Genomic DNA, 24,096 nt, shown 5'->3' with positions numbered 1-24,096 from the left:
GTATAAGAAAGTATGGATAACTTATTCGGTCGCTTGCTGACGCGACAAGAACTTGGCGATGACTTCGAACATCTACCTGCAAATACCGTAACTTTTCCAGGTATGACGCTCACTAACAAGTGTGCTATTTGTAATCGGTGTGGCACGAGTTCTCTTCTCCAAACTGTCAAGTTAGAGATTGCTGCTTATTTTTGTCCTGAGTGTTTGCAGCTCGGACGCGTTCGGTCTGATGAACTGCTTTATCATCTACCGCAGCAAATTTTTTCACCTCAAGATACCCTCCTCTGGAATGGCCAACTCACACCCTATCAGGCAGAGGTTTCCAGAGCGCTCATCACTGCAATTGACCAAAAATCCCAGATTTTAGTCCATGCCGTCACTGGGGCTGGTAAAACTGAGATGATTTATGCAGCGGTGTCTAGGATCATCTCAAGTGGTGGTACCGTTGGTATTGCAACACCCAGAACCGATGTCGCTCGCGAACTTCATACCAGACTATCTCGTGATTTTTCCATACCAATCTCTCTTTTGCACGCTGAATCAGAACCTTACTTTCCGACACCACTAGTTATTTCTACAACCCACCAACTGCTGCGTTTTCGTCATGCCTTTGTTTTGCTGATTATCGACGAAGTGGATGCCTTTCCCTTCGCTGATAATGACGCCCTTTACTTTGCGGCTGAGCAGTCTCGCAAAATGACTTCAACTTTGATTTATCTTACTGCAACTTCTACGGATAAATTGGACAAGCTAGTCAAACGCGGTCAATTAGAAAAGGTCTCTTTGTCACGCCGATTTCATGGCAACCCCCTCGTTGTCCCTAAAGTCATCTTCAGTAGCAGCGAAAAACTCATCTACCATCACATCAAAAAACAGCGTGAGATAGGTTTTCCACTCCTCATTTTTGCGCCCGTCATTGCCTTTGGGAGATTATTCTCTGAGCGCTTGCGCAGTCTTTTCCCAGATGAGAGTATAGGCTTTGTTGCCTCTACTAGTAAAGATCGTGCTGATGAAATTGAACGCTTTCGACAAGGTCAACTCACCATTTTAATGTCAACCACGATTTTGGAGCGTGGTGTGACCTTCCCCAAAGTCGATGTTTTTGTTATCCAGAGTCACCATCGCCTGTTTACAAAATCTAGTCTGATTCAGATTGCTGGGCGTGTTGGACGAAGTCCTGAGCGACCGACTGGTCTGGTCTACTTTTTCCATGCAGGCTTAACTAGAGAGATGACGCGAGCAATATCAGAAATTCGCCAGATGAATCGATTGGGAGGTTTCACATGACCAATTGCTTGTTATGTCACAATAAGCTGACGCCTTATTTTCAATTCTCTGATATTTTTTTATCTCGAAAACCAAGAGAGACTGTTTGCACCGATTGTTGGGGGAAATTTGAAGTGATTTCAGATAGACACTGTCAAATTTGTTATCAACCCGATATTGACGGTACTTGTTACGATTGTCAACAAGTCACTGAGCCTATCCGACACCGTGCAATTTTCCACTATAATGATTTTGCAAAGACTTATTTTCAAACCTATAAATTTCAAGGTGATTTTAGGTTGCGTTCCGCTTTTAATAGCGTACTTAGAAACAGTTTAAAAAAACAACTCATCGTACCGGTACCCGTATCACCTAAGCGTCTACAATCCCGTGGATTCAATCAGGTTACTGGTTTTTTAAGTAGCGCTAAACTTCCCTACCTTGAACTTTTGACCAAAAACGAAACCAGTCATCAATCCCTTAAAACACGAACGGAGCGACTTACATCTGACAATCCATTTATCCTGAAAGAAAAAGGGACTCTTCCTGATAAATTGTTAATTATTGATGACATTTACACCACAGGGGCTACTCTTCGAAACGCTGCAAGTACATTAAAAAACGCAGGCTGCACCCACGTTTCAACTTTTTCGTTATTTCGCTGAGTTTAAAAAATCAGCGACCAAATTTTAGGTAAAAAAATCATCATGCCAACGATAACAGCATAGAGCGAGATAAACAGGACCGCTCCTGCTGCCATATCTTTGGCATTTTTTGCTAACATAGAAAAGTGATAATCACTTGCTAAATCGACGACATTTTCAATCGCTGAATTGATGATTTCTCCAAAAATAACCAGAAAAATAGCCAGGAGTAAAAATAGCCACTCAATTCTTGAAATCATAAAGACAAAACCAAAAATGATAGCTAAACTAGCACTCACGGCATGCTTACGTAAGTTACGCTCCTCACGAAAAGCAGTGATAATACCGGTTAAGGCAAATTCGAGCGAGGCATAAACCGTCCGGTTTTTCCACTTTTTCTCTGTATTTTTATCTTGTAAGGCCATAAGCAGTCAAAATCTCTTCCTGTAAGGCAAACATCACTTTCTCGTCCTCTGGTACCATGTGGTCGTAGCCGTTGATATGGAGAAAGCCATGTACCGCTAAAAAGCCCATCTCACGCGCATAACTATGGCCGTAATTATCAGCCTGTTCTTGCGCTTTTTCAATAGAGATATAAAGCTCACCAATAAAACTATCAAAGTCTTCTAACTCTGCCTGAAGTTCTTCTGGCATCTCAAAATCTTCACCAAAAGCAATGTCTTCTGGTTCATATTCTAAACTGACCACATCTGTGGGGACATCTTTACCTCTATACTCACGGTTAATGACCTGAATCTCATCATTCAAGACATACGTAATGGCCATTTCTTTATTTTCAGGTAAATGGATAAAATCAGCTGCAAAATTTAGTAACTTAATCGTATCTTGTTGCAATGTTTCAGGTACTTTACCCGTCTTATCTTGCATTTCAATATACATGCTAAACGTCTCTCCTTTCTGCGTTTTTACGCCATACAATTGGATGCTCTCGCAAACTTATGGTTACTGATAGTCTTTCAAATAAGCTGTTATCTTCGAACGTAGATTACCATGTTTGCGCTCGTCGTAGGCGTAGTTCTCATCAGACCAATGATACGCTTCATAAAGCCAAATTGGCTTTTTCAAGCGATCAGGTGCTTCTGAGAGATAACGCGGAAAAATGTGGGCGTGAAGATAATTATCTGTATTCCCTAAAATATCGTAATTAATCCGCAAACTATCTGTTACAGAAAGCAAAGCATCTCCAATCAAAGACATATCCGTCAAAAATTGACTGCGTTCTGCTAAGGTAAAATCATTTAAACTGAATACTTCCCGCTTGGGTAAAAGCACACAATAACCCTCTAAGAATTGCGTATCCCCAATGCAAGCAAAACCAGATCGCAACTCTACCATCACCATTGGATTTTCACCACGCTGGGCTGCTTGAATTCTATTCTCTCGCCAGTCACTCATGATGTTTTCCTTCCGATTGTCCTTGTTCATCATCTTCATATGCTCGAATAATTTCAGCTACAACAGGGTGTCTGACGACATCTTTTGCAGAGAAATAGACAAAGGAAACCTGCTTAATGTTAGCGAGTTTGTCTTTGGCATCAATCAAACCTGACTTAGCATGTCTCGGTAAATCGATTTGACTGATATCACCATTGATGACCATTTTAGAATTAAAGCCTAATCGCGTTAGAAACATTTTCATTTGCATGGTTGTGGTATTTTGCGCCTCATCTAAAATGACAAAGGCATCATCCAAAGTCCGACCACGCATATAAGCTAACGGAGCAATTTCTATTGTGCCACGTTCTAGCATGCGCTCAACTGTAACTTTACCTAAAACATTATACAAAGCATCATAAATTGGGCGCAAGTAGGGATCGACTTTTTCTTGTAAATCACCTGGTAAGAAACCAAGATTTTCTCCGGCTTCTACTGCTGGGCGTGTTACGATAATACGTTTGACCTGACCGCGACGAAGGGCAGTGGTCGCTAAAACAACAGCCAGATATGTTTTTCCCGTACCAGCTGGTCCAATGCCAAATGTAATATCATGGTGCAAGATATCTTCAACATAGATTTTTTGACCTAATGTTTTAACACGAATTGGTTTACCATTGCTATCCTTGGTAATTTCCTCTTCATAGAGGGCGATAAATTTATTGATTTCGCCATTTCGCGCCATGGTTAGAGCTGTAACTACATCAGGTGTACTCACGGTCTGACCACGGCTAACTAGGACTAGTAAGGCTTGTAAAACTAGACGAGTTAGCTCATTTTTCTCGTCTGAGTCTGATACCACCTGAACCACTTCACTACGAAAATGTATGGTGACACCAATCGCCTCTTCCAGATATTTCAAGTGTTTTTCCTGAGCTCCGAAAAGATTTGCCCCATCGTCAGGGTGATTAAGTTTGATTTCAAGAGAGTTCAAATGGCTTTGTCTTCTTTCTTATCTTCTTTTTCTGCTGCTTCACGCGCCAACCGCAATTTGCGATTGGGATTGTATTTATCAAATAGCTCAGCTATTTTTTCTGGTGGCCAAGCATCCGCAGAGGCGATGAAATTGCCTTCTGCATCTCGATTTCCGATAATTTTAAATCCCATCTTGCTACCTCCAAATTATACTTATCTGTGTTTTAAACACCTTCAAGCATTAAAAACTGTTTCATTTTTATACTAAAATGTGTCTCATTAATCCACAAACTCAAATTCGAAATTACCAATTCTCACAATATCACCATCTTTAGCACCACGACCACGGAGGTCTTCATCAATACCCATACCACGTAATTGACGGGCAAATTTAAAGACAGACTCATCGTGATCAAAGTTAGTCATGGTAAAGAGTTTTTCAAGTTTCTCACCAGATAGAATCCATGACGCATCATCATCACGCGTAATCTCATAATCACGCGTACCTTCATCAAAGCCATAGTAGGCTTCTTTGTTATCATCTGCAAAGTCTGCATCTTCGTACAATGGAAATTCAGGTGTTTCACTTAATAGCTCTGCTGTTGCTTCAAGCAAGTTCTGTAAACCTTGGCGTGAAATACCAGAAACTGGAAAAACTTGTGGTTTATCTTCAAACTCTTCATAGTTTGCGAAAAGTTTTTCTTTAAATTCAGCCAGATTTTCTTCTGCATCAGGCATATCCATTTTATTGGCAACGATAATTTGTGGCCGTTCCATAAGTCGAAGGTTGTAACCTTCTAGCTCATCATTAATGGCTACGTAATCATCATATGGATCGCGTCCTTCCATACCACTCATGTCAATGACGTGTAGTAAAACGCGCGTCCGCTCAATATGGCGCAAAAACTGTGTTCCTAAGCCAATCCCTTGGCTAGCCCCTTCAATTAAACCTGGCATATCTGCAACGACAAAACTTTCGCCGTCCCCAACACGTACCATCCCAATATTAGGGACTAGGGTTGTAAAATGATAGGCACCAATTTTGGGACGTGCGTTTGAAATCACACTCAATAAAGTTGATTTCCCAACTGATGGAAAGCCAACGAGACCGACATCTGCCAAAACACGAAGTTCTAATAACAATGTCCGTTCTTCACCTGGTTCACCATTTTCAGCGATTTCAGGTGCAGGATTTCTTGCAGTCGCAAAGCGAATATTTCCACGACCGCCGCGACCACCATGAGCCACGGTAAAGGTTTGACCTGGTGCTAGTAAATCGACCAAAATCTTATCTGTTTCAAAGTCTTTGACTGTTGTGCCTTGTGGGACTTTGACAATCAAATCCTCTGAACCGCGACCGTGCATCCCTTTATTCATGCCTTTTTCGCCTGGTTTCGCTTTGAAATGGCGGTTATAACGGAAGTCCATAAGTGTGCGCAAACCTTCGTCTACGACGAAAATAACATCGCCACCACGGCCACCATCGCCACCTGCGGGTCCACCATCTGGTACATATTTTTCTCGACGGAAAGATACGGCGCCATCGCCACCTTTTCCGGCTTTTACTTCAATTCGTGCTGTATCTAAAAACATTGACATTTTGTCACCTTGATTTTCTGTATTTTTCTCTATAGTTACTTTCTATTATAACAAAAAACGCGAGCTTTCGCTCACGTCTTCTATCATTAGTTACGAATATATTATCTTACGGTCACAAACTGTGGATTTTACTGTCTGATTAAACAAAAAACAAGCCTCAGCTCGTTTTTTTATTGTTTCAATATTGTGCTTTATAGTTTTCTGCTTCAACAGTATTGGCCCAAACAAAGTGTCCTGGTTTAATTTCTTGGAAACTAGGTTTGTCTGTCTCATAATCATGAATTGCGTCATCATATACAATCAATTGTTTTTGACGTTCAAGTGCTGGGTCAGGAATTGGGACAGCAGATAAAAGTGATTTCGTGTACGGATGGATTGGATTGTTAAACAATTCCTCTGTCTCAGCCATTTCTACAATGTCTCCATGATAAATCACGGCAATTCTATCACTGATGAAATGAACAACTGACAAATCATGCGCAACAAAGAGGTAAGTCAAGCCTTTTTCTTCTTGCAAACGTTGCAAGAGGTTGAGGACTTGGGCACGAATTGAGACATCTAAAGCTGAGATTGGTTCATCAGCGATGACCAAACGCGGCTCCATAACAAGTGCACGCGCAATCCCAATACGTTGACGTTGACCACCTGAAAACTCATGTGGATAGCGTGATAAATGCTCAGGCAGTAAACCAACTTCTTTTAGCATGGCTTCTACTTTTGCTTTTCTATCTGCTTCATCCTTGTACATATGGTAGTTATACAAGCCTTCTGAGATAACATAGTCCACTGTTGCCCGCTCATTAAGTGAGGCAGCTGGGTCTTGGAAAATCATCTGAATATCTTTAGTTAATTCTTCTTTTTCTGAGCCAGACAATTTAGTATTGATTTTTTTACCGTCGAAAATGATATCGCCGTTTTCAATATTGTTTAAGCCCATTATCGCACGGCCAATGGTTGTTTTACCAGAGCCAGATTCTCCTACAAGCGCAAAAGTTTCACCTTTATAGATATCAAAGTTGGCATTTTTAACTGCGATATTTTTGTTTTTACCTTCACCAAAAGAAATCGAGAGGTCTTTAATTTCTAATAATTTTTCAGCCATCTTTAAGCCCCTCCTTCTTTTGCATAAATTTTAACCATTTTAGCGTGTAAATCTTGGATACCTTCTGGTTTTGTTAACTCTGGTGCACGTTCATCTAACAACCATGTTTTTGCCCAATGTGTGTCACTAACTGGGAATTTTGGTGGTATTTCAACAAAATCAATCGCCATTGGTTTTGGATTACGCGGTGCAAAGGCATCCCCTTTAATCTCAGAGTAAAGAGAAGGTGGAGTACCAGCAATCGAGTAAAGTTTTTCAGTCGTTGCAAGCTGTGGCAAGCTAGAGAGCAAAGCCCATGTATATGGATGACGGCTGTCGTAGAAGATATCTTCAACCGTGCCATACTCAACGATTTCACCAGAATACATCACTGCCACTTTATCAGCAATTGACGCCACCACACCTAAGTCATGTGTGATGAAAATCATGGCAAAGCCGTATTCTTCTTTTAATTCCTTCAACAAAGCGATGATTTGTGCTTGAATTGTCACATCAAGAGCAGTTGTTGGCTCATCACAAATCAAGACTTTTGGTCGTGATGATAAAGCAATTGCAATAACGATACGTTGACGCATACCACCAGAATACTGGAAGGGATACTCATCATAGCGTTTTTCTGCTTCTGGAATGCCGACACGATTCATCAAATCAATGGCGATTGTCTTAGCTTCTTCGGATGATTTACCTTGGTGCTTAATGATTGTTTCAGAGATTTGGCTACCGATTGTTTTAATCGGATTGAGTGATGTCATAGGGTCTTGGAAGACTGTCGAAATTTGTCCCCCACGGATTTTTTCCCACTCGGCATTTGTTTTCAAATCTGTTAAATTCATGTCACCATAAGTCACTGTTCCAGTCGAAACAGAACCATTTGTCTCTAACATTCCCGTGAAAACTTTAGTGAAAACTGATTTACCAGAGCCTGATTCACCTACGAGCGCTAAGGTTTCACCTTCATGCAAGTCAACTGAAATATTGCGAATTGCACGCAAAGTACGATTGCGGACTTGGAATTCAACACTAATATCCTTTGCAGAAAGGATAACTTTTTTATTTGACATAATAAACGGTTCCTTTCTACTGGTGCGTACGAGGGTCACTTGCATCAGCAAGTGTTTGACCAACGATATAAAGTGAGACAGTCACCAGACCGAGAATCAATACTGGAATCCAGAAAAGATAAGCATGGTTGGTTATGTTGTCTGTATAATCTGCGATGATACGACCAAGTGATGGTGTATCAGAAGGCAAACCAACGCCTAAGAATCCGAGGAAAACTTCCAAAGAAATGAAGACTGGCATTTGGTTACTGATAATCGTTACAATAACTGAGATGAGGTATGGCAAAATATTTTTACCAATCATCGTCGCAGGTTTTGTACCGAGTGTGCGAGAGGCAATATTGTACTCACGGTCACGATACATAATAACTTGGACACGAATTTGGTAGGCGATACTGACCCAAGATGTCACACACATGGCAAACAACAAGTTCCAAAAGCCTGATCCAAATGCATAAGATAAAACGAGTAAAACCAAAACTTGCGGCACGTTGTTAACGACATTATAGACTTCAATCATGAACTTGTCGATAGATTTTGACAAGCCCCAAACTGCCCCTACAATTACACCGATAAAAGTTGAGATGAGTGTTGCAAGCATGGCAATTGAAATGGATGTTTTGGCCCCTGCCCAAACAGCGTCAAAAAGTGATTGGCCCGTCGCATCTGTCCCAAACCAATTTTTTAAATTGGGATAGTTATAACGCAAGCTAAAATCATCAATTTTACCTGAATTAACGACTGTATAACCTGAAAAAATTGGTTGTATGAAACTCATCAAGAGTAAAGCAATCAATAAAACAAGCATTGCAATTGCGAGTTTTGAAGAAAGGAACTTGCGCCCCACACTCTTCCAATAAGAGTAAAGTGGTGCACTGATGATTTCAGATTCGTCTCCTTTGGCAGGGACGAACGAAAATAATTCTTTATCTGACATCTTACTTTTCTCCTTTCGCATGTTTTGTTTTAGATTTTGCTTTAGATTTTGTTTTAGATTTCGTTGCAAATTGAATCCGTGGATCGATGATTTGCATGATGATGTCACCTACCAAGACTGCAAAGACTGCTAAAGTCGTCAAAATGAAGGTAATGCCGACAACTACCGAACTATTATTGGCAGAAATTGCATCTGGTAACATTTTACCAAGACCAGGGACAAGGAAAATAGTTTCAGTCATCGTCGCACCAGCTACAGCAGCGACAATAGCCGAAGGAATACCATTGACAACTGGAATCGCTGCATTTTTAAAGATATGCTTACGAGAAATTTCTTTTTCTGACAACCCTTTTGCACGTGCAAACTTGATATAATCAGCTGACTGTTGGTCAACCATGTAACGACGCGTCCACATGGTCAATGGTGGTGTAGAAATCAAGGCTACAATCAGCGTTGGCATAATATAAGTTGCCACATTTCCTGCACCTAATGTTGTAAATGAACCTGGCAAGCCTATCAATGAGCCGAGGAATCTATCTGTATAGATAATCGCCAAACTTGGTAAGGCAATTAAGGCAGTGATGAAAATCAGACCAAAACGGTCAATGATACCACCCGCATGACGGCTAAGATAGACCGCAAGGAAAGTTGAGAAAAGATACGCTAAAATTGTCCCTATAATTGAAATTCTAGCTGAGTTACCAATCATAGACGGATCTTTATAAAAATTCTTCACATTTGTGTAGTCATCTTTGAAAATCCGTTTCATACGTTCACTTTGGTTCTTAGGACTTTGATAAGTTGCTGTATGGATGTTCATAGACGTATTCATCGTCTTACCATCTTCAAGTGTGATTTCACGTGTTACTGTCTCACCTTGACCACTTGTTAAGACATCAACAACTGAGCGACCGCTAAAGGTTGGATAAGATTGCCCCAAATTAATCGTAATGAATTTTTGGTGGATGAACGGGAATGTGCCATCAAAATACAATAAGTATTTATGCTCAGTTCCTGAACCGATGATGGCTGGACCACCACCTTTTTCCCAAGTGAACTTGATGTAATGCTTGAGATTAGGGTTGGATTTATCCTGAATTTTCCAAGGATGATCAATCTGAATCAGGTTAGCATAAAACTTCCCGACACGTTGCCAAATTGGAATTTCACGCGTGGCATAAATCTTTTTAGAAATTGGCAGTTGCTCAATTTTCCAATTACCTTTGGCAGATTTTGCCCATTTTTCAGCCGCTTGTAGATTGGCTTTGCTATCTGTGCCGTCATAATTTGGATCATTTTTTTGGACTTTATTGACTAAAGCTTTTTGGTTCAAGTAGTCAATATAACCCTGACGCTCAAAGACTGCATTTTCGTACTCACGACGTGCATCAGCTTTACCCGCAACACGTGCATATTGCTCATCTGATGTAAAAATCTGACGACGTGGAATTAAACTAAAGACGAGTGCGTAAACAATTGTTGTCACAATAACAATGGACAACAGAGCCCGCAACACTCTAAAAAAGATATATTTTTTCATCTATTTCAAACCGTTCTATATTAAGAATTAAGATACTTACGTTAAGTTGATTGTTGGTTAGCCAGTAGCTAGTTGAGAAGGACAATTCAGATAGTCTCTCTAAACGCAAAACTGAGACCAGAAATATCTAGTCTCACCTTTGCTTCATCCTATACTCACTCTATTCAATCAAGCATAAAATCAAACCACTTTCGCTCCCTCTCGTCAAGAGGCGACCGATCAGTTCTAAATCAAGAGCTTGGTTGGTCGCCTCATCTAATATGACAAGGACTTCAAAAGTTCCTATTTACCATTTACTACGATAGGTGCTATGCGTGGTTGCTATTATTTGGTAGCTGCTTTTGATTTTTCTTCTACTTTAGCTTTCCATTCTTTCAACGCTTTTTCATATTCTTTAGCTGTGACTGTTTTATCACTTACTTTTCTATATTTGTAAGAATAAGCAGTTGAACCAACCGTATTAGAATCAATTTTTGTAAATGGTACTTCGTTTTGCATCATTGGTGCAGCACCAAGTGAATTAATTGGTGTCACGATACCGTTGTCAATCAACCAAGCTTCAGCTTTGGCAAACGCTTCATAACGAGCATCTGTATTATCGGTGATAGCATTCGCTTCATCCAAAAGTTTTTGATAAGCTTCAATATCTACCGTAGCTTTGGCAGCAGCGCCCTTATCTTCGCCTTCAAGTGTCACACTTGGTTCAAGACCAATCTTAATTGTGATATCGCCTTGTTTTGGTGATAAGATATTGAGGTAAGTTGCTGGGTCAGCGTAGTCTGGTCCCCATCCTGAAATGTTCCAGTCGTAATCCGCTTCAGCAGCTGTCTTGAACGAGAAGACTGCTTGGAGATATGGATCCATGGCAAGTTTGATTGAGTTCAATTTAACTTCACCATCGAAAGCTTTATCAAGAGAGTTTGCCATTGATGCTGCAGCAGCAATGTTGATTGTGCTTGTATCTAAAACTGGTGCATCCAAGACGATTGGGTTTTCTTTTGAAACTTCAACCCCTTGTGCTTTCAAAGCTTCTTTAGCTTTAGCAAATGAAGCTTTAGCTAAGTCAACATTGTAAGTTGAGTTTTTACCTTGGTCAACTGAAAGTTTAGACCAAACATCACCATCAATCGCTTGAAGATTAGATTGAACAGCAGTCCCGTAATCTTTACCAGCAATTGTTACAAAATCGTAAGGGACGAGAGTGTTACGAACAAGTTTTTCACCACCTTCTTCGCCAACACGTTGTGCATTGTATTTTGCTTTATCAATAGCAAATCCAATTGCTTGACGGAAGTCTTTGTTCAAAACAGCTTGTTTTGTTGCTGTTTTCTTAGCATCTGTATCGTGTGCTGTATTCTTATAAGTTTGACGATTTAAGTTGAACATACCAAAGTAAGTTGTTGCTTCTTGGGCAGTCCAGATAACGTCAGATTTTTTAACATTTTTGTAGTATGGCATTGTTGGGAAAAGTTCTGCCTGATTGTACTTGCCATCTGTAAAGCCTTTATAAAGATCTTCTGGTTTTTTACCATCATAAAATGATAATTTTACATTCTTGATGTGTACATTTTTCTTATCCCAATAAGTGTCATTGGCTTTGTATTCAATCGCTGATTTATTATCAAATTTCGTTGCGATGAAAGCACCATTGTATAGGATACCATCTGTTGTAACTTTACCAAAGTCCTTGCCTTTTTCTTTCAAGAACTCAGCATTAATTGGGTACAAGATACCATAAGTTGCTTTAGAATTCCAGAAAGATTCTGGCGCATTTAAAGTATAAGTCAATGTTCCAGCTTTATCGTCAGCTTTGATGCCAACTTTTGAGAAGTCTTTATTTTTACCGCTAGCATAATCTGCAAGACCTGTAATTGAATCGCTAACTAGGTAAAGCGTTTCAGAGTTAGTATCTGCAGCGTGTTTCAACCCAGTGACCCAGTCAGAAGGTTTGACTGTCGCATATTCATTGCCATCAGCATCAACCCAAGGCACATCTTTACGGATATGATAAGTATATGTTTTACCGTCTTCTGAGACATCCCAAGATTTCGCCAAGGCTGGCACGATTTGACGATATTGGTCATAAGACACGAGACCATCAACAAAGTTGGCTGTATTTTCAGCAGTGTAACGTTGACCAGAGAAGGTATAGTCTAAAGTTTCAGGGTCAGTTTTATAGTAGAATGAATAATCTTTACCGTCAGACTCACTAGAATCAGATTTGTTACCGCAGGCTGCAAAAACGCCTAAAGCTGCTACAGACATCAAGCCGATGCTCATCAATTTTGTCTTTTTTGTCATATTTTTCTCCCATGATATATTGAGTTAATAAAAAGTAACCACTTTGTTAGTTTACTTAATTTTATCTTAAATGTCAAGATATTCAGACATTTCTTTTTTTTATTAGAACCCTTGCCTTCACTGCTCTACATCTTCATTTTATAAAATAACACACTATCAGTCGATTAAACCTGATTTTTTGTTACTGTATCCTCTTACTTTGAAGTGTTTTTGAGGCCGTTTCAGGCTATTCAGTGCCTTGTGTGCTATCGGTGCTTGCAGTTTCAGTGCCGTTGCTACTTTCACCACCATTGTCAGACGCTTGTTCGGCTGACTTGTTTGCGGCAGCTGTTTCTTTGGCTTTCTGCTCTTTTTCTTTTTCGTCGTCTAAATCTTTCTGGTAGGCATCTTTAGACTTAGCATAGACGCCTGCTTCCATATCCACGACGCTAGGCTCGGTGAGATTTGAGGCGACACTAGTGTAATAAGGGAGCTTTTCAGCCATCTGACTCAGAGGTACTCGAACTTGGTGACCGTCTTTCATTTCAAGCGCGATGAAGTCTGGTGTTACTTTCGTAGGCACCTTAGTCACGGTTGTGATTTGGGCTTTCAGTTCTGGTTTGAGTGTCTCGTATGCGGCGACAAATGACTTGACTTCTTTCGCATTAAAGCCGTCTAAAACCGGTAATGCAGCACGTTTTTGTGCATCAACAGGCTCTTGTGTCAAGATGACACCATTTGACAAAACCAACTGATACGCATCTCCTGTTTTCAGGTAGACGCTCTCACCGTATTCGACGATTTTAGCGCTAAAGTTGTTTGGAAATACCCACGAGATTTTCGCTGACTTGACACGTGGAAACTTCTGCTCGATTTTAGTCGAGATAGCTGTCGATTTTTGGATGACTTGCCAGACATGGTCATTAGTTTTAATTCCGGTTGCCTCAGCAATTTGCTCAGTCGACTCGTGCACATTACCAGTTGCGGTGAAACTTGCAATTTTGCTGAGTGGTGAAATAACATAGATGCTACTTAAAAAGATTAAAAGTGTTACCAAGATAAAGGGCCAAATTTTGCCCAATACTTGAGAAATCTCTCCCTTTTCTTCTGGCGCGGCTAAAACTTTAAACCGCTTAAAGAATGGTATTTTTTCTTCTTTTACTGGTTGATTAGGCGTTGCCTCATATTTTTCAATGACCGACTCGACCTTAGCAGGCTGTTTCTTGCGCTTTTCTTCGCGCGCCAATTTCGCTGCCTCTTCTTGCTTTTTCTTTTGAAACTCAGCATGTTCTTGCTGCCAAGGCGTCAGTTCTGGTTGTTTATCTTTATCTGCCATTTAATACATCCTTGAGCACTCGATATAAACGATTACTTGCGTCTGGTACACCCTCACGCACAGCACTTTCAGCCATTTGACGATACCTCACGTCATCCAATAAAAGACTGTCAATCGCACCAACAACACGCTTACCAGTTAACTCGGCATTTTTAATCATTATTGCGGCGCCAGCATTTTCAAGCGCCTCGGCATTTTTCGTTTGGTGGTCAGCAGTTACATAAGGACTTGGTACTAAGATAGACGGCAAACCAAGTGCCGTAATCTCAGCTAAGGTCGTTGCCCCTGCCCTTGATAAAATCAAATTGGCATCATTTAAAACCTCAACCATGTTGTTAATATAAGGGACTATTTTGATATTTTCTTTTCGATTAAATGCTGTGAATATATCTGAGAATTCTGGGTCGTTGTAGTAAATTTCACCAGAGGCATAAAGAATCTGATAATCTTTTTTCGCGAGCTCGGGCAAAGCCTCAACGACTGCAGTATTGATTTTGAGAGCCCCACGACTACCACCGAAAATGACGATTGTCTTCTTGTCTGTTCTTAAACCATATTGGCCTAGCACATTACTAGAATCTGTCAAATCAGCGACTTCCTGAGCTCTTGGGTTACCCGTAAAAACCGTTTTCTTAGACGGGAAAAATGACCCTGCCTCTTGAAAAGCAAGCGCAACACGCGTTGCATAACGACTTAAAAACTTATTTGTCACACCTGGAATAGAGTTCTGCTCATGAACAATCGTTGGAATTTTCAGCTTGGCTGCAGCATAAATCACAGGACCTGCCACATAGCCACCCGTACCAATTACCACATCAGGTTTGAAATCCTTGATAATCTTTTTCGCATCCGACACGGATTTAAGAAATTTATAGACCGTTCTGACATTTTCAGGTGACAAAGAGCGTTTAAAGCCTTGGATATCTATCGTTTTAAAGTCAATCCCATTTTCCGGAACAATTTTAGATTCTAACCCTTTTTGTGTGCCAATGTAAAGCACTGATACATCTGGTTCAACCGTTTTGAGATAGTTGATAAAACTAAGTGCTGGATAGATATGGCCACCCGTTCCTCCACCACTAACAATAATTTTCATGATTATTTTTCTTCCAATCCAGTAAACGCGTCAATAAATAAGTCGCCGCGTTGTTCAAAAGTCTTATATTGGTCCCAGCTAGCATTGGCAGGACTTAAGAGAACCGTATCACCTGTCTCAGCCTTGCTATAAGCAAGGCGCGATGCCGTCGCTACATTTTCGCTGTCAAAGACCGGAATCTCAAGAGATTCTGCTAACGCACGAAGTTTAGGCGCTGTTTCTCCAAAGACAACCATCCCCTTCAAATCAGCAATATCTGCCGCCAACTCATCAAAGCCATTGCCACGGTCTAAACCACCAGCTAAAAGCCAAAGCGTGCGATTGTCAAACCCAGATAGCGCTTTTTGGGTCGCTAAAATATTAGTCGCCTTGCTATCATTATAAAACTTGATGTGACTTTTCTGACCCAGGTACTGCAAGCGGTGCTTGACGCCTGAAAATGTCGTCAGAACGCGCGTAATCGCAGTATTTGACACATCAGATAACTTGGCAACACAAATCGCAGCCAAGGCATTTTCAACATTATGTTCACCTGGTAAGGATAAATCCGACACGGCCATGATTTTTTCAGCCTTGAAATAGATATTGCCATCTGCAACATAAGCACCTTTTTCGACAATTTCAGTTGTTGAAAAAGGCACGACTTGTGCTGCTGTTTCTCCAGCTTTATTCCGAAGTTTTGCTTGATTAAAGTTCAGTACTAAAAAATCATCAGCAGTCATATTTTCTTGAATTCGCCATTTAGCCGCCTCATAATTGTCTTGTGAGCCATGATAATCCAAATGTGCTGAAAATAAATTGGTAATGACTGCAATCTTAGGTCTAAAAGTTTCAATCCCCATCAATTGAAAACTAGACAGCTCCATAATCAAAGTCTCATCAACTGTAGATTTTGATGCCACATCAGAGGCAGGAAAACCAATATTCCCCGACAGTTTAGCAACCTTACCATCTGCATTTAAAATATCCGCAATCAAGGTTGTTGTTGTCGTTTTACCATTAGTCCCTGTAATCCCAACAATCGGTGACTCAGAAATCAAAAACGCCAGCTCAACTTCTGTAATAATCGGAATTTTCAAAGCAGTCGCCCGCTCAACCATTGCATTATCGTAAGGAATACCAGGATTTTTAACCATGACCGAAAAATCTTCTTCCAACAAATCAAGTGGATGACCGCCCGTCACCACTTTGATGCCTTCGGCTAATAAATCTTGGGCTGCCGGATTTTCATCGAAAGGTTTACCGTCATTTACCGTGACAATTGCCCCTAGCTGATTGAGCACACGCGCCGCAGACTCTCCAGATTTAGCCAAACCCAGAACCAATACTTTTTTATTTTCAAAATTTGTGATTGTTTTCATGATTGTTTTCCTTATTTAATCCGATTTTCTCATCCGAATCTTGTCTTCATATCCTTTAATTCTACCGTTTTTATCACAATTTTTCAATACTCAGTCATGCGTCCGTCAGCTCGCTCATGATACCAATAAAAAAACGCTTAAACTTTGAACCCTTTAAAATATACCGAGATATACCTAAAAAAGCCATCTTTTAAGTGTTTTATTTGTGTGGTTGTGTGTGGTTACTTCTATATATTAAGTTTTGTTTAAATTTTGATGACTCTTGCCATCATTTCATACTAAGTGCGTAAGTTTGTAAGTATAAATAGTAGACTAAATTGCCTTAAATGGCATCTGCATCCTCCTCTCCCGTGCGAATGCGAATGACATTTTCAACTGGAAGGACAAAGATTTTACCATCCCCAACTTCACCTGTCTGAGTCGTTTCACGAATGACTTCAATTAATTTAGAGACACGTTCTTCAACCGTTACAATCTCAATCTTGATTTTAGCTAATAAAGTCGTGTTCAATTTTTGACCTCGAACATACTCAACAAATCCTTTTTGGTTACCATATCCCAAGACCTGCGTGACTGTCATGCCCTTTGCCAAATCATTTTTGACTAAGGCGTCTTTTAGGTCTTCTAATTTTTCAGTGCGAATAATCGCCTCTACTTTTTTCATTGCTTTATTCTCCTACATTATTTGTACGTTGGTATCTGCGGTTTAACTCTATTTTATTTTCCTTCCGATTAATAAACCTTCTAAACAATAACCTAAATTCAGAGTTTAGCTATCCAATCCCATAAATGTCGGATAGGCAGTTTCATCATGTTCACTATCATCTAACCCGATAGCTTCTTCTCGGTCACTAACACGAATCGCCATAAACAGTGAAATGGCCTTAATGATGATAAAGGTCGCAATGGCACTAAATACAATCGTGAACAAGATGGCTTCAAGTTGCGCAAGGAGCAATTTGCCTGAGCCGTAAACGAGCCCTGCATAACCTTTTTCTAAAGCAAGTGAAGGTACGGTGAAAATTCCTGTTACGATGCCACCAAATATACCGCCAACACCATGCGCCCCAAACGCATCCAAGGCATCATCATAGCCAAATTTATGCTTGATAACTGAGATGAAGTAATAAGAAATTGGCGATACGAGCGCCCCAATCAAGATAGACGACCAGAGTGACACGAAACCTGCACCTGGTGTAATGGCAACGAGACCTACAACTAAACCAGTTGATGCGCCAACCAAAGTGGGTTTACCAATCGTGATTTTCTCAACCAATACCCATGATAGCATAGCTGCCGCTGCTGCGGTGTTTGTTGTCATTAAAGCGTGAACAGCAAGACCGTTAGCCGCGAGCGCTGAGCCAGCATTGAAACCAAACCAGCCAAACCAGAGTAGCCCAGCACCTAGCAAGACAAAGGGAATGTTATGCGGCCGATATTCTAATCTCGCATAATCACGACGTCGGCCCAAGACAAGTGCTAAAACTAAGGCGCTGACACCTGACGAAATATGAACGACATTACCACCCGCAAAGTCAATCGAATGGATTTTGGCTAAGAATCCGCCACCCCAAACCATATGCGCCAAAGGATAGTAAACAATTACTAACCAGAAAGCCATGAAAATCACGAGTGGTGTAAACCGCATCCGTCCGACCACCGAGCCTGTTAAAATCGCTACCGTGATAATCGAAAACATCATTTGAAAACCACCAAATAGACCATCGGGAATTTCTAGTCCATGCAAAGTGTTGTTAGAAGAACTCACACCGTCGAAAAAGACATGAGATAAGTTACCAATCCAAGTACCATCACCTGAAAACGATAAACTATAACCAATCACTACCCAAAGAATAGAGGCTATTCCTAGTGGTATTACGGCCATTAGCATCGTGTTAATCACGTTCTTACGCCGCTCTAAACCACCGTAGAAAAATGCAAGCGCTGGTGTCATGAGGAAAACCAGAGCTGCACAAATAATGATAAATGCAATACTTCCTGAGTTCATAGATATCTCCTATAATCATATCAAAAGATGAGCATTAGCCCAATAAGCGTTTCCGATGTAAGGTTTTCTAACATCTACTATGCTACATATTCTAGCACAGAATAAAGGAGTTGTAAATAGGAAATATTCAAAAAATTCAAATAAAATTTTAAAGCAAGAAAAAAACGCTGCAACTGCAACGTTTCTCTTATTTTATAAGTTATAAAGCGACTCAGCTTTTGGCAAGACAAGCGTAAAGGTCGAACCTTCACCAAGCTCCGATTTAACAGAGACAGAGCCATGATACATTTGGGCGATATTCGCAATAATTGACAGCCCTAAACCTGTTCCGCCAATCTCACGATTTCTAGCCTTATCAGCTCGGAAAAAGCGCTCAAACACATGTGCTTGGTCCTCTTCACAAATCCCCATCCCTCTATCTGATACTGAAGTGATGATGTTTCTATCATCTTCAGACAAGGTGACTTTAACATAACTTTGCCCCGCTCCAGAATACTTAATCGCATTATCAATTAAAATAGTAAGCGCTTGAACATAGTGATTCTTGTAGATTTGAGCTTTGGCATGTGGCTCTAAATTTGCCTCAAAAGCAAAACTGCAGGTTTGATGAATCATTTCCATATTATTCATCAAATCAGTTACGCTGCCAACAACTTCAGTTTCTTCTGTTTGAAATTCATCTGATTGTTTTAAGCGAGTAATATCAAGCATATCCTGAATCATACTTGACATTTTTTTAATCTCTTGCCTAGATGCCTCTAGGGACTCTTTTAACTGTTCCGGGTCATCCTTACCCCAACGCAATAATAGGTTGACGTGACCATCTAGTACAGCAAGTGGGGCCCGCAACTCATGACTCACATCAGAAACAAATCGTTCTTGCCCTTCAATATAATCATGTGTTTTATACATCATTTTATTGAAGACATCTGCAAGTTCTTCAATTTCATCTCCAGAGTTAATTTCAACTTTCTTAAATTCACTTGAAGGTGAATGCGTCACACGTTTCATAGCGGCGCGTAATTTAGATAGGGGTTTTAAGAAGTGATTTGAGACAAAGTAACCGATGAAATTGGCAAGGAACATGGCGACAATCTCAAGTGCAATCAAGATGAACAGGAGTTTATTACGGATATTATAGTAAAATCCTAGATTATTAAAGGACTGCAAATACCCGACAACTTTGCCTGTTTTTTTAGACTTGATCTCTCGTGTTGTAATATAGCCAGACTTACCACCTATTGTCACAATAACTGGTGCAGTCGATTTTTTATTGGCTAGTGGTAAACTCGAAGTTTGTGTGGTAAAAATCATTTGTCCTGTGACATCATATACTTGAAATGAGCGCCAGCCAACACCTGGAATACCGACTTCTTCAGCAGACTTAATCACATGACCATCTTCATCATAGAGGGTCGCAAGAACACCTGGTTCTTGATACCCTAAATATTGATAGATATTATCTGGTGTTAAAGCGTCGTCACTATTTTCTAGTTTTTCTGCAAGGTCATCAACAACATTGATAAGACCGTCTTTCTCACCGTCCAAAAAGTAGAGGACTGAGGTTTGATACGATATGGTCACAAATGTTGTAAAAACCAAGAAACAAAAAAGCATATTTGCAAAGGACCACTTGAGCATTATACTACGTTTTTTGGGTTGCTTTTTTTTAGATGGCAAAGTCTCCATTACCTTCCCCTAAATCTTTATGGCATTTTTTCATCATAGCTGAAATATTCCATTAGCACATTGTCTTATTTTCTCGGAACATTAGAGCCAACTATATTATATCCCTAACAATTTCGACATCTTTAATCTTTCAGATATTGAAACAGCTTAAAAAACTATCTTGAGCGAGGCATATTTCTCACCCAAAATTAATTGACACGCCTTGCACTAGCTCAGAGATGTCTATGTAAATTGATAAGCTGACGAATGTCAACTTATCAATGATATAGGCATTCAAGCCCTAAACCAAAATCTTGTGTTTTGTTTGTCCGCTTAAAAGCTATAAAATTATGACATCTTGCTTAGTTATTTTCACGTAACATGTAACCCAAGCCACGAACAGTTTGGATGTATGAATCTTTTCCTTTTTGGTCAAGTTTGTTACGAAGGTAACGAATGTAAACATCCACAACGTTTGTTTCTGTTCCTTCTTCATATCCCCAAACATTTTGAACCAATTGTTCACGTGTCACAACGTCGTTAACGTTTTTCATCAATGTTGTTAACAAATCGTATTCGCGTTTTGTCAAATCGATGATTTCTTCACCACGTTGTACTTGACGGTTTTTCTTGTTGATGATTAAATCACGGAAAGTTGTACCGTCAGTTTTCTTACGTTTTTGGACTTCACGATCTTGACGACGGAAGTTAGCACGAAGACGCGCTAGCAATTCTTCAATCGCGAAAGGTTTCGTGATATAGTCGTCTGCACCAATATCAAGACCAGCGACTTTATCCATTGTACTATCACGGGCTGTCATGATTGTAATTGGTGTTTGTTTTTCATTGCGCAAGCGACGGGCTACTTCGAAACCGTCTAATTCAGGCAACATCAAATCCAAAAGAATCATGTCCCATTCTTGGGTCATAGCAGCCTCAAGACCGCTACGGCCATCGTGGCGTGTTTCTACGCTGTAACCTTCGTGTTCAAGCTCAAGTGATACGAAACGCGCAAGTTGTTTTTCATCTTCAATGATTAGAATTTTTTTTCCCATTTTAAATTTTCTCTTTTCTATTTGAATTCAGATTTAAGTTAGTTAGAAAGCAAGGCTTTTTGCCTAGTTAGATAATTGACTTATTTTTCGTCATACCATGAATAGTGGAAAATACCAGGTTTATCTTTGCGTTCATAAGTGTGCGCACCAAAGTAATCACGTTGTGCTTGGATTAGGTTGGCAGGCAAGTTTTCAGAGCGATAGCTGTCAAAATAAGCAATCGCACTTGAGAAGGTTGGTACAGGTACACCTGCTTGAACAGCAAGTGCCACAACATCACGTACCGCACCTTGATATTTAGCAGTAATGTCAATGAAGTATTCATCCAACAAAAGGTTAGCTAAATCTTCATCACGGCCATAAGCATCTGTGATTTTTTGTAAGAAACGAGCACGGATGATACATCCTGCACGCCAGATAGCAGCAATTTCACCAAATGGTAAATCCCAGTTATTTTCTTTAGAGGCAACACGCAACTGTGCAAACCCTTGGGCATAAGACATGATTTTTGAGAAGTAAAGCGCTTGACGAATTTTTTCAATCAATTCTGCTTTATCGCCTTCAAACTTAAAGTCTGGTGCTGATAAGATTTTACTTGCTGCAACACGCTCTTCTTTATAAGCTGAGATATAACGTGCAAAAACTGACTCTGTAATCAATGGTAGTGGCACACCTGAATCAAGCGCTGATTGACTTGTCCATTTACCAGTCCCTTTGTTACCAGCAGCATCTAAGATGTAGTCAACGATTGGGCCATCTTGACCTTGGTCATCTTGATGTGTCAAGATATCTGTTGTGATTTCGATAAGGTAGCTGTCTAGCTCGCCTTTGTTCCATTCAGCAAAAACTGATTGCATCTCAGTTGCACTGAGACCTAGCAATCTTTGCATAAGGTCATAAGACTCAGCGATTAACTGCATATCACCATATTCAATGCCGTTATGGACCATTTTCACATAGTGACCTGCACCCGCAGGGCCAATGTAAGTGACACATGGTTTGCCATCTTCTGGCGCTTTAGCTGAAATTTCTTCTAAAACGTCTTTGACAAGTTCGTAGGCCTCTTTTTGACCGCCAGGCATGATTGAAGGTCCTTCAAGCGCACCTTTTTCACCACCTGAAACACCTGTACCGATAAAGTTAATACCTGAATTTGCTAATTCAGCATTACGACGTTCTGTATCTTTATAGAAGGTATTCCCACCATCAATCAGAATGTCACCCTTGTCCAAATGTGGCAAGAGATTTTGAATCGTTGCATCTGTTCCTGGTCCAGCTTGAACCATCAACATAATGCGACGTGGTTTCTCAATCGAGTTTACAAATGACGCAATATCATAGCTCGGCACAAAATTTTTGTCTGGATGTGATGCCATCACATCTTCTGTTTTTTCTTTTGAGCGATTGAAAATTGCGACTGTGTAGCCACGTGACTCAATGTTGAGCGCTAGGTTGCGTCCCATCACTGCCATGCCGACCACACCAAAGTTTGCTTGTGTCATTGAACATTCTCCTATCGAATCTTACAAATTTTATACTTTATAATAATTAATTATAATATAATTTTAATATATTTTCAACCCTAAAAGTCTGAAATTCTAACTTTTTATCACAAAAAATTTTATCGCCTACAAAATGCTAGTTAGACAGCAAAAAAAGCCCTGAGTATCGGGCTTATTTCTTGTTTTTAAAAGCAACGTTGCTTATTCGAATAGACCATCGAGTTGAGAAAAAGGTGATTTTTTCTCAACTTCTGCATTTTCTTGAGCTTGCATTGCTAAATAATCTTCTTCTGACAGGACTTGCCAAGACGAGCCTGACGGCATGTCTTCCGAGCGCTTTTCTTCTTCCGTCAAGACGCGCATAGGGATTTCTAGCAGGATATTATCCGCTACGGACTCGCCCAAATCAATGACATCTTTGTCAAGAACAAAGAACATGTCCGCATCTAAATCTGATTTATGCGCATCAAAATACTCTTGTGTCGTGAAAATTTCCGACACGTTAAAGGTCATCGGTACATCAACCGGTATCAAGCTCCGACACGACGGCATGGTTAAGGTATAGTCAGCAGCAAAATTCAGGCAGTATATACCGCCATCTGCATCGACACGTCCTCTAACCGCCACGGTAGACACATCTAAAATTTCTGGCTCACGCGCGGTCAATTCTTGCGTTAAGTCAAAGGCTACATCAAATTCCACTGCGTGTTTTTTGTTTAATTCTTGTAACGACCATTTCATCTAGTTATTCTCCTTGATAATATTGTATCTCTTCATTCTCAAAAATGCTATCAATTAATCTCTATTTTTTCTCCGTTTTTAAACGGCCTTATTCATGTTTTTTTCCGACTTCTCTTCCTAGTTATTATACCATACCTTATGCTCTGATGATTCGTCATATTTTTCTCCAATTTAAGGAAAAAAATACCTTTCATTTAAGCGCACCGACTTGACAAACTAAAGCCCCTAAAACAACACACTCTTGAACTCAGTTCACGACATCTTTTTCAGAATAATTATTGTATAATAATAAAAAAAGACCGATAAAAACTCAGGAGTGGATAAGCTATGACGATAATTGACATGAAAAACGTTGATTTTGTTAGAAATCAGCAAGACATCTTAAAGGGCACCTATAAAAACTTATGAAAAGAGGTATAATAGATTAAAAATAAGCTAACGAGGTATTGAAGATGAATTTATTTGGAGATAGCGACTATCTTGAAAAATTAAGTTTAAAAGGAGACCCTCTTGAGCGGCTAGAAAAAGTG

At 40.0% G+C, this 24,096-nt stretch carries 22 protein-coding genes; 2 read left to right on the top strand and 20 right to left on the bottom strand.

Features of this window, described 5'->3' with window-relative positions:
• Positions 1-12: 12 nt before the first annotated feature.
• Complete coding sequence (locus HZR21_RS09240) at positions 13-1,287, top strand: ATP-dependent helicase ComFA (protein WP_180747409.1); 1,275 nt, start codon at positions 13-15, stop codon at positions 1,285-1,287.
• Complete coding sequence (locus HZR21_RS09235; RefSeq protein ID WP_180747408.1) at positions 1,284-1,931, top strand: ComF family protein; 648 nt, start codon at positions 1,284-1,286, stop codon at positions 1,929-1,931. The genes HZR21_RS09240 and HZR21_RS09235 overlap by 4 nt, the downstream gene beginning before the upstream one ends.
• Before the next feature lie 2 nt (positions 1,932-1,933).
• Here the strand turns inward: HZR21_RS09235 and HZR21_RS09230 are convergent, their stop codons facing one another.
• The 20 genes from HZR21_RS09230 to HZR21_RS09135 all read right to left on the bottom strand — a co-directional run bounded on the left by HZR21_RS09230 (position 1,934) and on the right by HZR21_RS09135 (position 23,566).
• Positions 1,934-2,335: a diacylglycerol kinase family protein gene (locus HZR21_RS09230; RefSeq protein ID WP_180747407.1), complete on the bottom strand. Its 402-nt coding sequence runs from the start codon at positions 2,333-2,335 to the stop codon at positions 1,934-1,936.
• A complete protein-coding gene (ybeY, locus tag HZR21_RS09225; RefSeq protein ID WP_180747406.1) occupies positions 2,319-2,810 on the bottom strand; it encodes an rRNA maturation RNase YbeY in 492 nt (163 codons plus the stop codon). The genes HZR21_RS09230 and ybeY overlap by 17 nt, the downstream gene beginning before the upstream one ends.
• 63 nt (positions 2,811-2,873) lie before the next feature.
• Positions 2,874-3,326 carry an HIT family protein gene (locus tag HZR21_RS09220; protein ID WP_180747405.1) on the bottom strand — a complete coding sequence of 151 codons (453 nt, stop codon included), beginning with the start codon at positions 3,324-3,326 and terminating at the stop codon, positions 2,874-2,876.
• Positions 3,319-4,299 carry a PhoH family protein gene (locus HZR21_RS09215; protein WP_180747404.1) on the bottom strand — a complete coding sequence of 327 codons (981 nt, stop codon included), beginning with the start codon at positions 4,297-4,299 and terminating at the stop codon, positions 3,319-3,321. Before HZR21_RS09215 ends, HZR21_RS09220 begins: the two co-directional genes overlap by 8 nt.
• Positions 4,296-4,472 carry a hypothetical protein gene (locus HZR21_RS09210; RefSeq protein ID WP_003137484.1) on the bottom strand — a complete coding sequence of 59 codons (177 nt, stop codon included), beginning with the start codon at positions 4,470-4,472 and terminating at the stop codon, positions 4,296-4,298. Before HZR21_RS09210 ends, HZR21_RS09215 begins: the two co-directional genes overlap by 4 nt.
• A gap of 87 nt (positions 4,473-4,559) precedes the next feature.
• A complete protein-coding gene (gene obgE, locus HZR21_RS09205) occupies positions 4,560-5,879 on the bottom strand; it encodes a GTPase ObgE (protein ID WP_096823124.1) in 1,320 nt (439 codons plus the stop codon).
• A gap of 178 nt (positions 5,880-6,057) precedes the next feature.
• Positions 6,058-6,981 (bottom strand): ATP-binding cassette domain-containing protein, encoded by a 924-nt coding sequence (locus HZR21_RS09200; RefSeq protein WP_180747403.1) that lies wholly within the window; start codon positions 6,979-6,981, stop codon positions 6,058-6,060.
• A gap of 2 nt (positions 6,982-6,983) precedes the next feature.
• Positions 6,984-8,042, bottom strand: a complete 1,059-nt coding sequence (locus HZR21_RS09195) for an ABC transporter ATP-binding protein (RefSeq protein ID WP_003137481.1) — start codon at positions 8,040-8,042, stop codon at positions 6,984-6,986.
• A 16-nt stretch (positions 8,043-8,058) separates the two neighbouring features.
• Complete coding sequence (oppC, locus tag HZR21_RS09190; RefSeq protein ID WP_003137480.1) at positions 8,059-8,979, bottom strand: oligopeptide ABC transporter permease OppC; 921 nt, start codon at positions 8,977-8,979, stop codon at positions 8,059-8,061.
• Position 8,980: 1 nt separating this feature from the next.
• Entirely contained in the window at positions 8,981-10,519 is a 1,539-nt protein-coding gene (locus HZR21_RS09185) for an ABC transporter permease (RefSeq protein ID WP_180747401.1), read from the bottom strand.
• Between the two features lie 324 nt (positions 10,520-10,843).
• A complete protein-coding gene (locus HZR21_RS09180; RefSeq protein ID WP_180747400.1) occupies positions 10,844-12,820 on the bottom strand; it encodes a peptide ABC transporter substrate-binding protein in 1,977 nt (658 codons plus the stop codon).
• 226 nt (positions 12,821-13,046) lie between these two features.
• Positions 13,047-14,135 (bottom strand): cell division protein FtsQ/DivIB, encoded by a 1,089-nt coding sequence (locus HZR21_RS09175; RefSeq protein ID WP_180747399.1) that lies wholly within the window; start codon positions 14,133-14,135, stop codon positions 13,047-13,049.
• Positions 14,125-15,231: an undecaprenyldiphospho-muramoylpentapeptide beta-N-acetylglucosaminyltransferase gene (gene murG / locus HZR21_RS09170; protein WP_180747398.1), complete on the bottom strand. Its 1,107-nt coding sequence runs from the start codon at positions 15,229-15,231 to the stop codon at positions 14,125-14,127. Before murG ends, HZR21_RS09175 begins: the two co-directional genes overlap by 11 nt.
• Positions 15,232-15,233: 2 nt before the next feature.
• A complete protein-coding gene (gene murD / locus HZR21_RS09165; protein WP_180747397.1) occupies positions 15,234-16,592 on the bottom strand; it encodes a UDP-N-acetylmuramoyl-L-alanine--D-glutamate ligase in 1,359 nt (452 codons plus the stop codon).
• Positions 16,593-16,914: 322 nt separating this feature from the next.
• Positions 16,915-17,256, bottom strand: coding sequence for a P-II family nitrogen regulator (locus HZR21_RS09160; protein WP_003139759.1), 342 nt, complete (start codon positions 17,254-17,256; stop codon positions 16,915-16,917).
• 105 nt (positions 17,257-17,361) lie between these two features.
• Complete coding sequence (locus tag HZR21_RS09155; protein ID WP_180747396.1) at positions 17,362-18,600, bottom strand: ammonium transporter; 1,239 nt, start codon at positions 18,598-18,600, stop codon at positions 17,362-17,364.
• A 192-nt stretch (positions 18,601-18,792) separates the two neighbouring features.
• Positions 18,793-20,202 (bottom strand): HAMP domain-containing sensor histidine kinase, encoded by a 1,410-nt coding sequence (locus tag HZR21_RS09150; RefSeq protein ID WP_180747395.1) that lies wholly within the window; start codon positions 20,200-20,202, stop codon positions 18,793-18,795.
• Between the two features lie 428 nt (positions 20,203-20,630).
• On the bottom strand, positions 20,631-21,323 hold the full coding sequence (locus HZR21_RS09145) for a response regulator transcription factor (RefSeq protein ID WP_003139754.1): 693 nt from the start codon (positions 21,321-21,323) through the stop codon (positions 20,631-20,633).
• A gap of 80 nt (positions 21,324-21,403) precedes the next feature.
• The gene (gene gndA, locus HZR21_RS09140; protein ID WP_180747394.1) at positions 21,404-22,825 is read right to left on the bottom strand and encodes an NADP-dependent phosphogluconate dehydrogenase; all 1,422 of its coding nucleotides are present in this window, start codon (positions 22,823-22,825) and stop codon (positions 21,404-21,406) included.
• A 201-nt stretch (positions 22,826-23,026) separates the two neighbouring features.
• A complete protein-coding gene (locus HZR21_RS09135) occupies positions 23,027-23,566 on the bottom strand; it encodes a YceD family protein (RefSeq protein WP_180747393.1) in 540 nt (179 codons plus the stop codon).
• Between the last annotated feature and the right edge of the window lie 530 nt (positions 23,567-24,096).

This window comes from Pseudolactococcus laudensis, assembly GCF_013449735.1.
In the GTDB taxonomy this organism is placed as follows: Bacteria; Bacillota; Bacilli; order Lactobacillales; family Streptococcaceae; genus Pseudolactococcus; species Pseudolactococcus laudensis.
The sequence above is the reverse complement of the archived record's forward strand: the minus strand, read 5'-3'. Positions and strand labels throughout refer to the sequence as shown.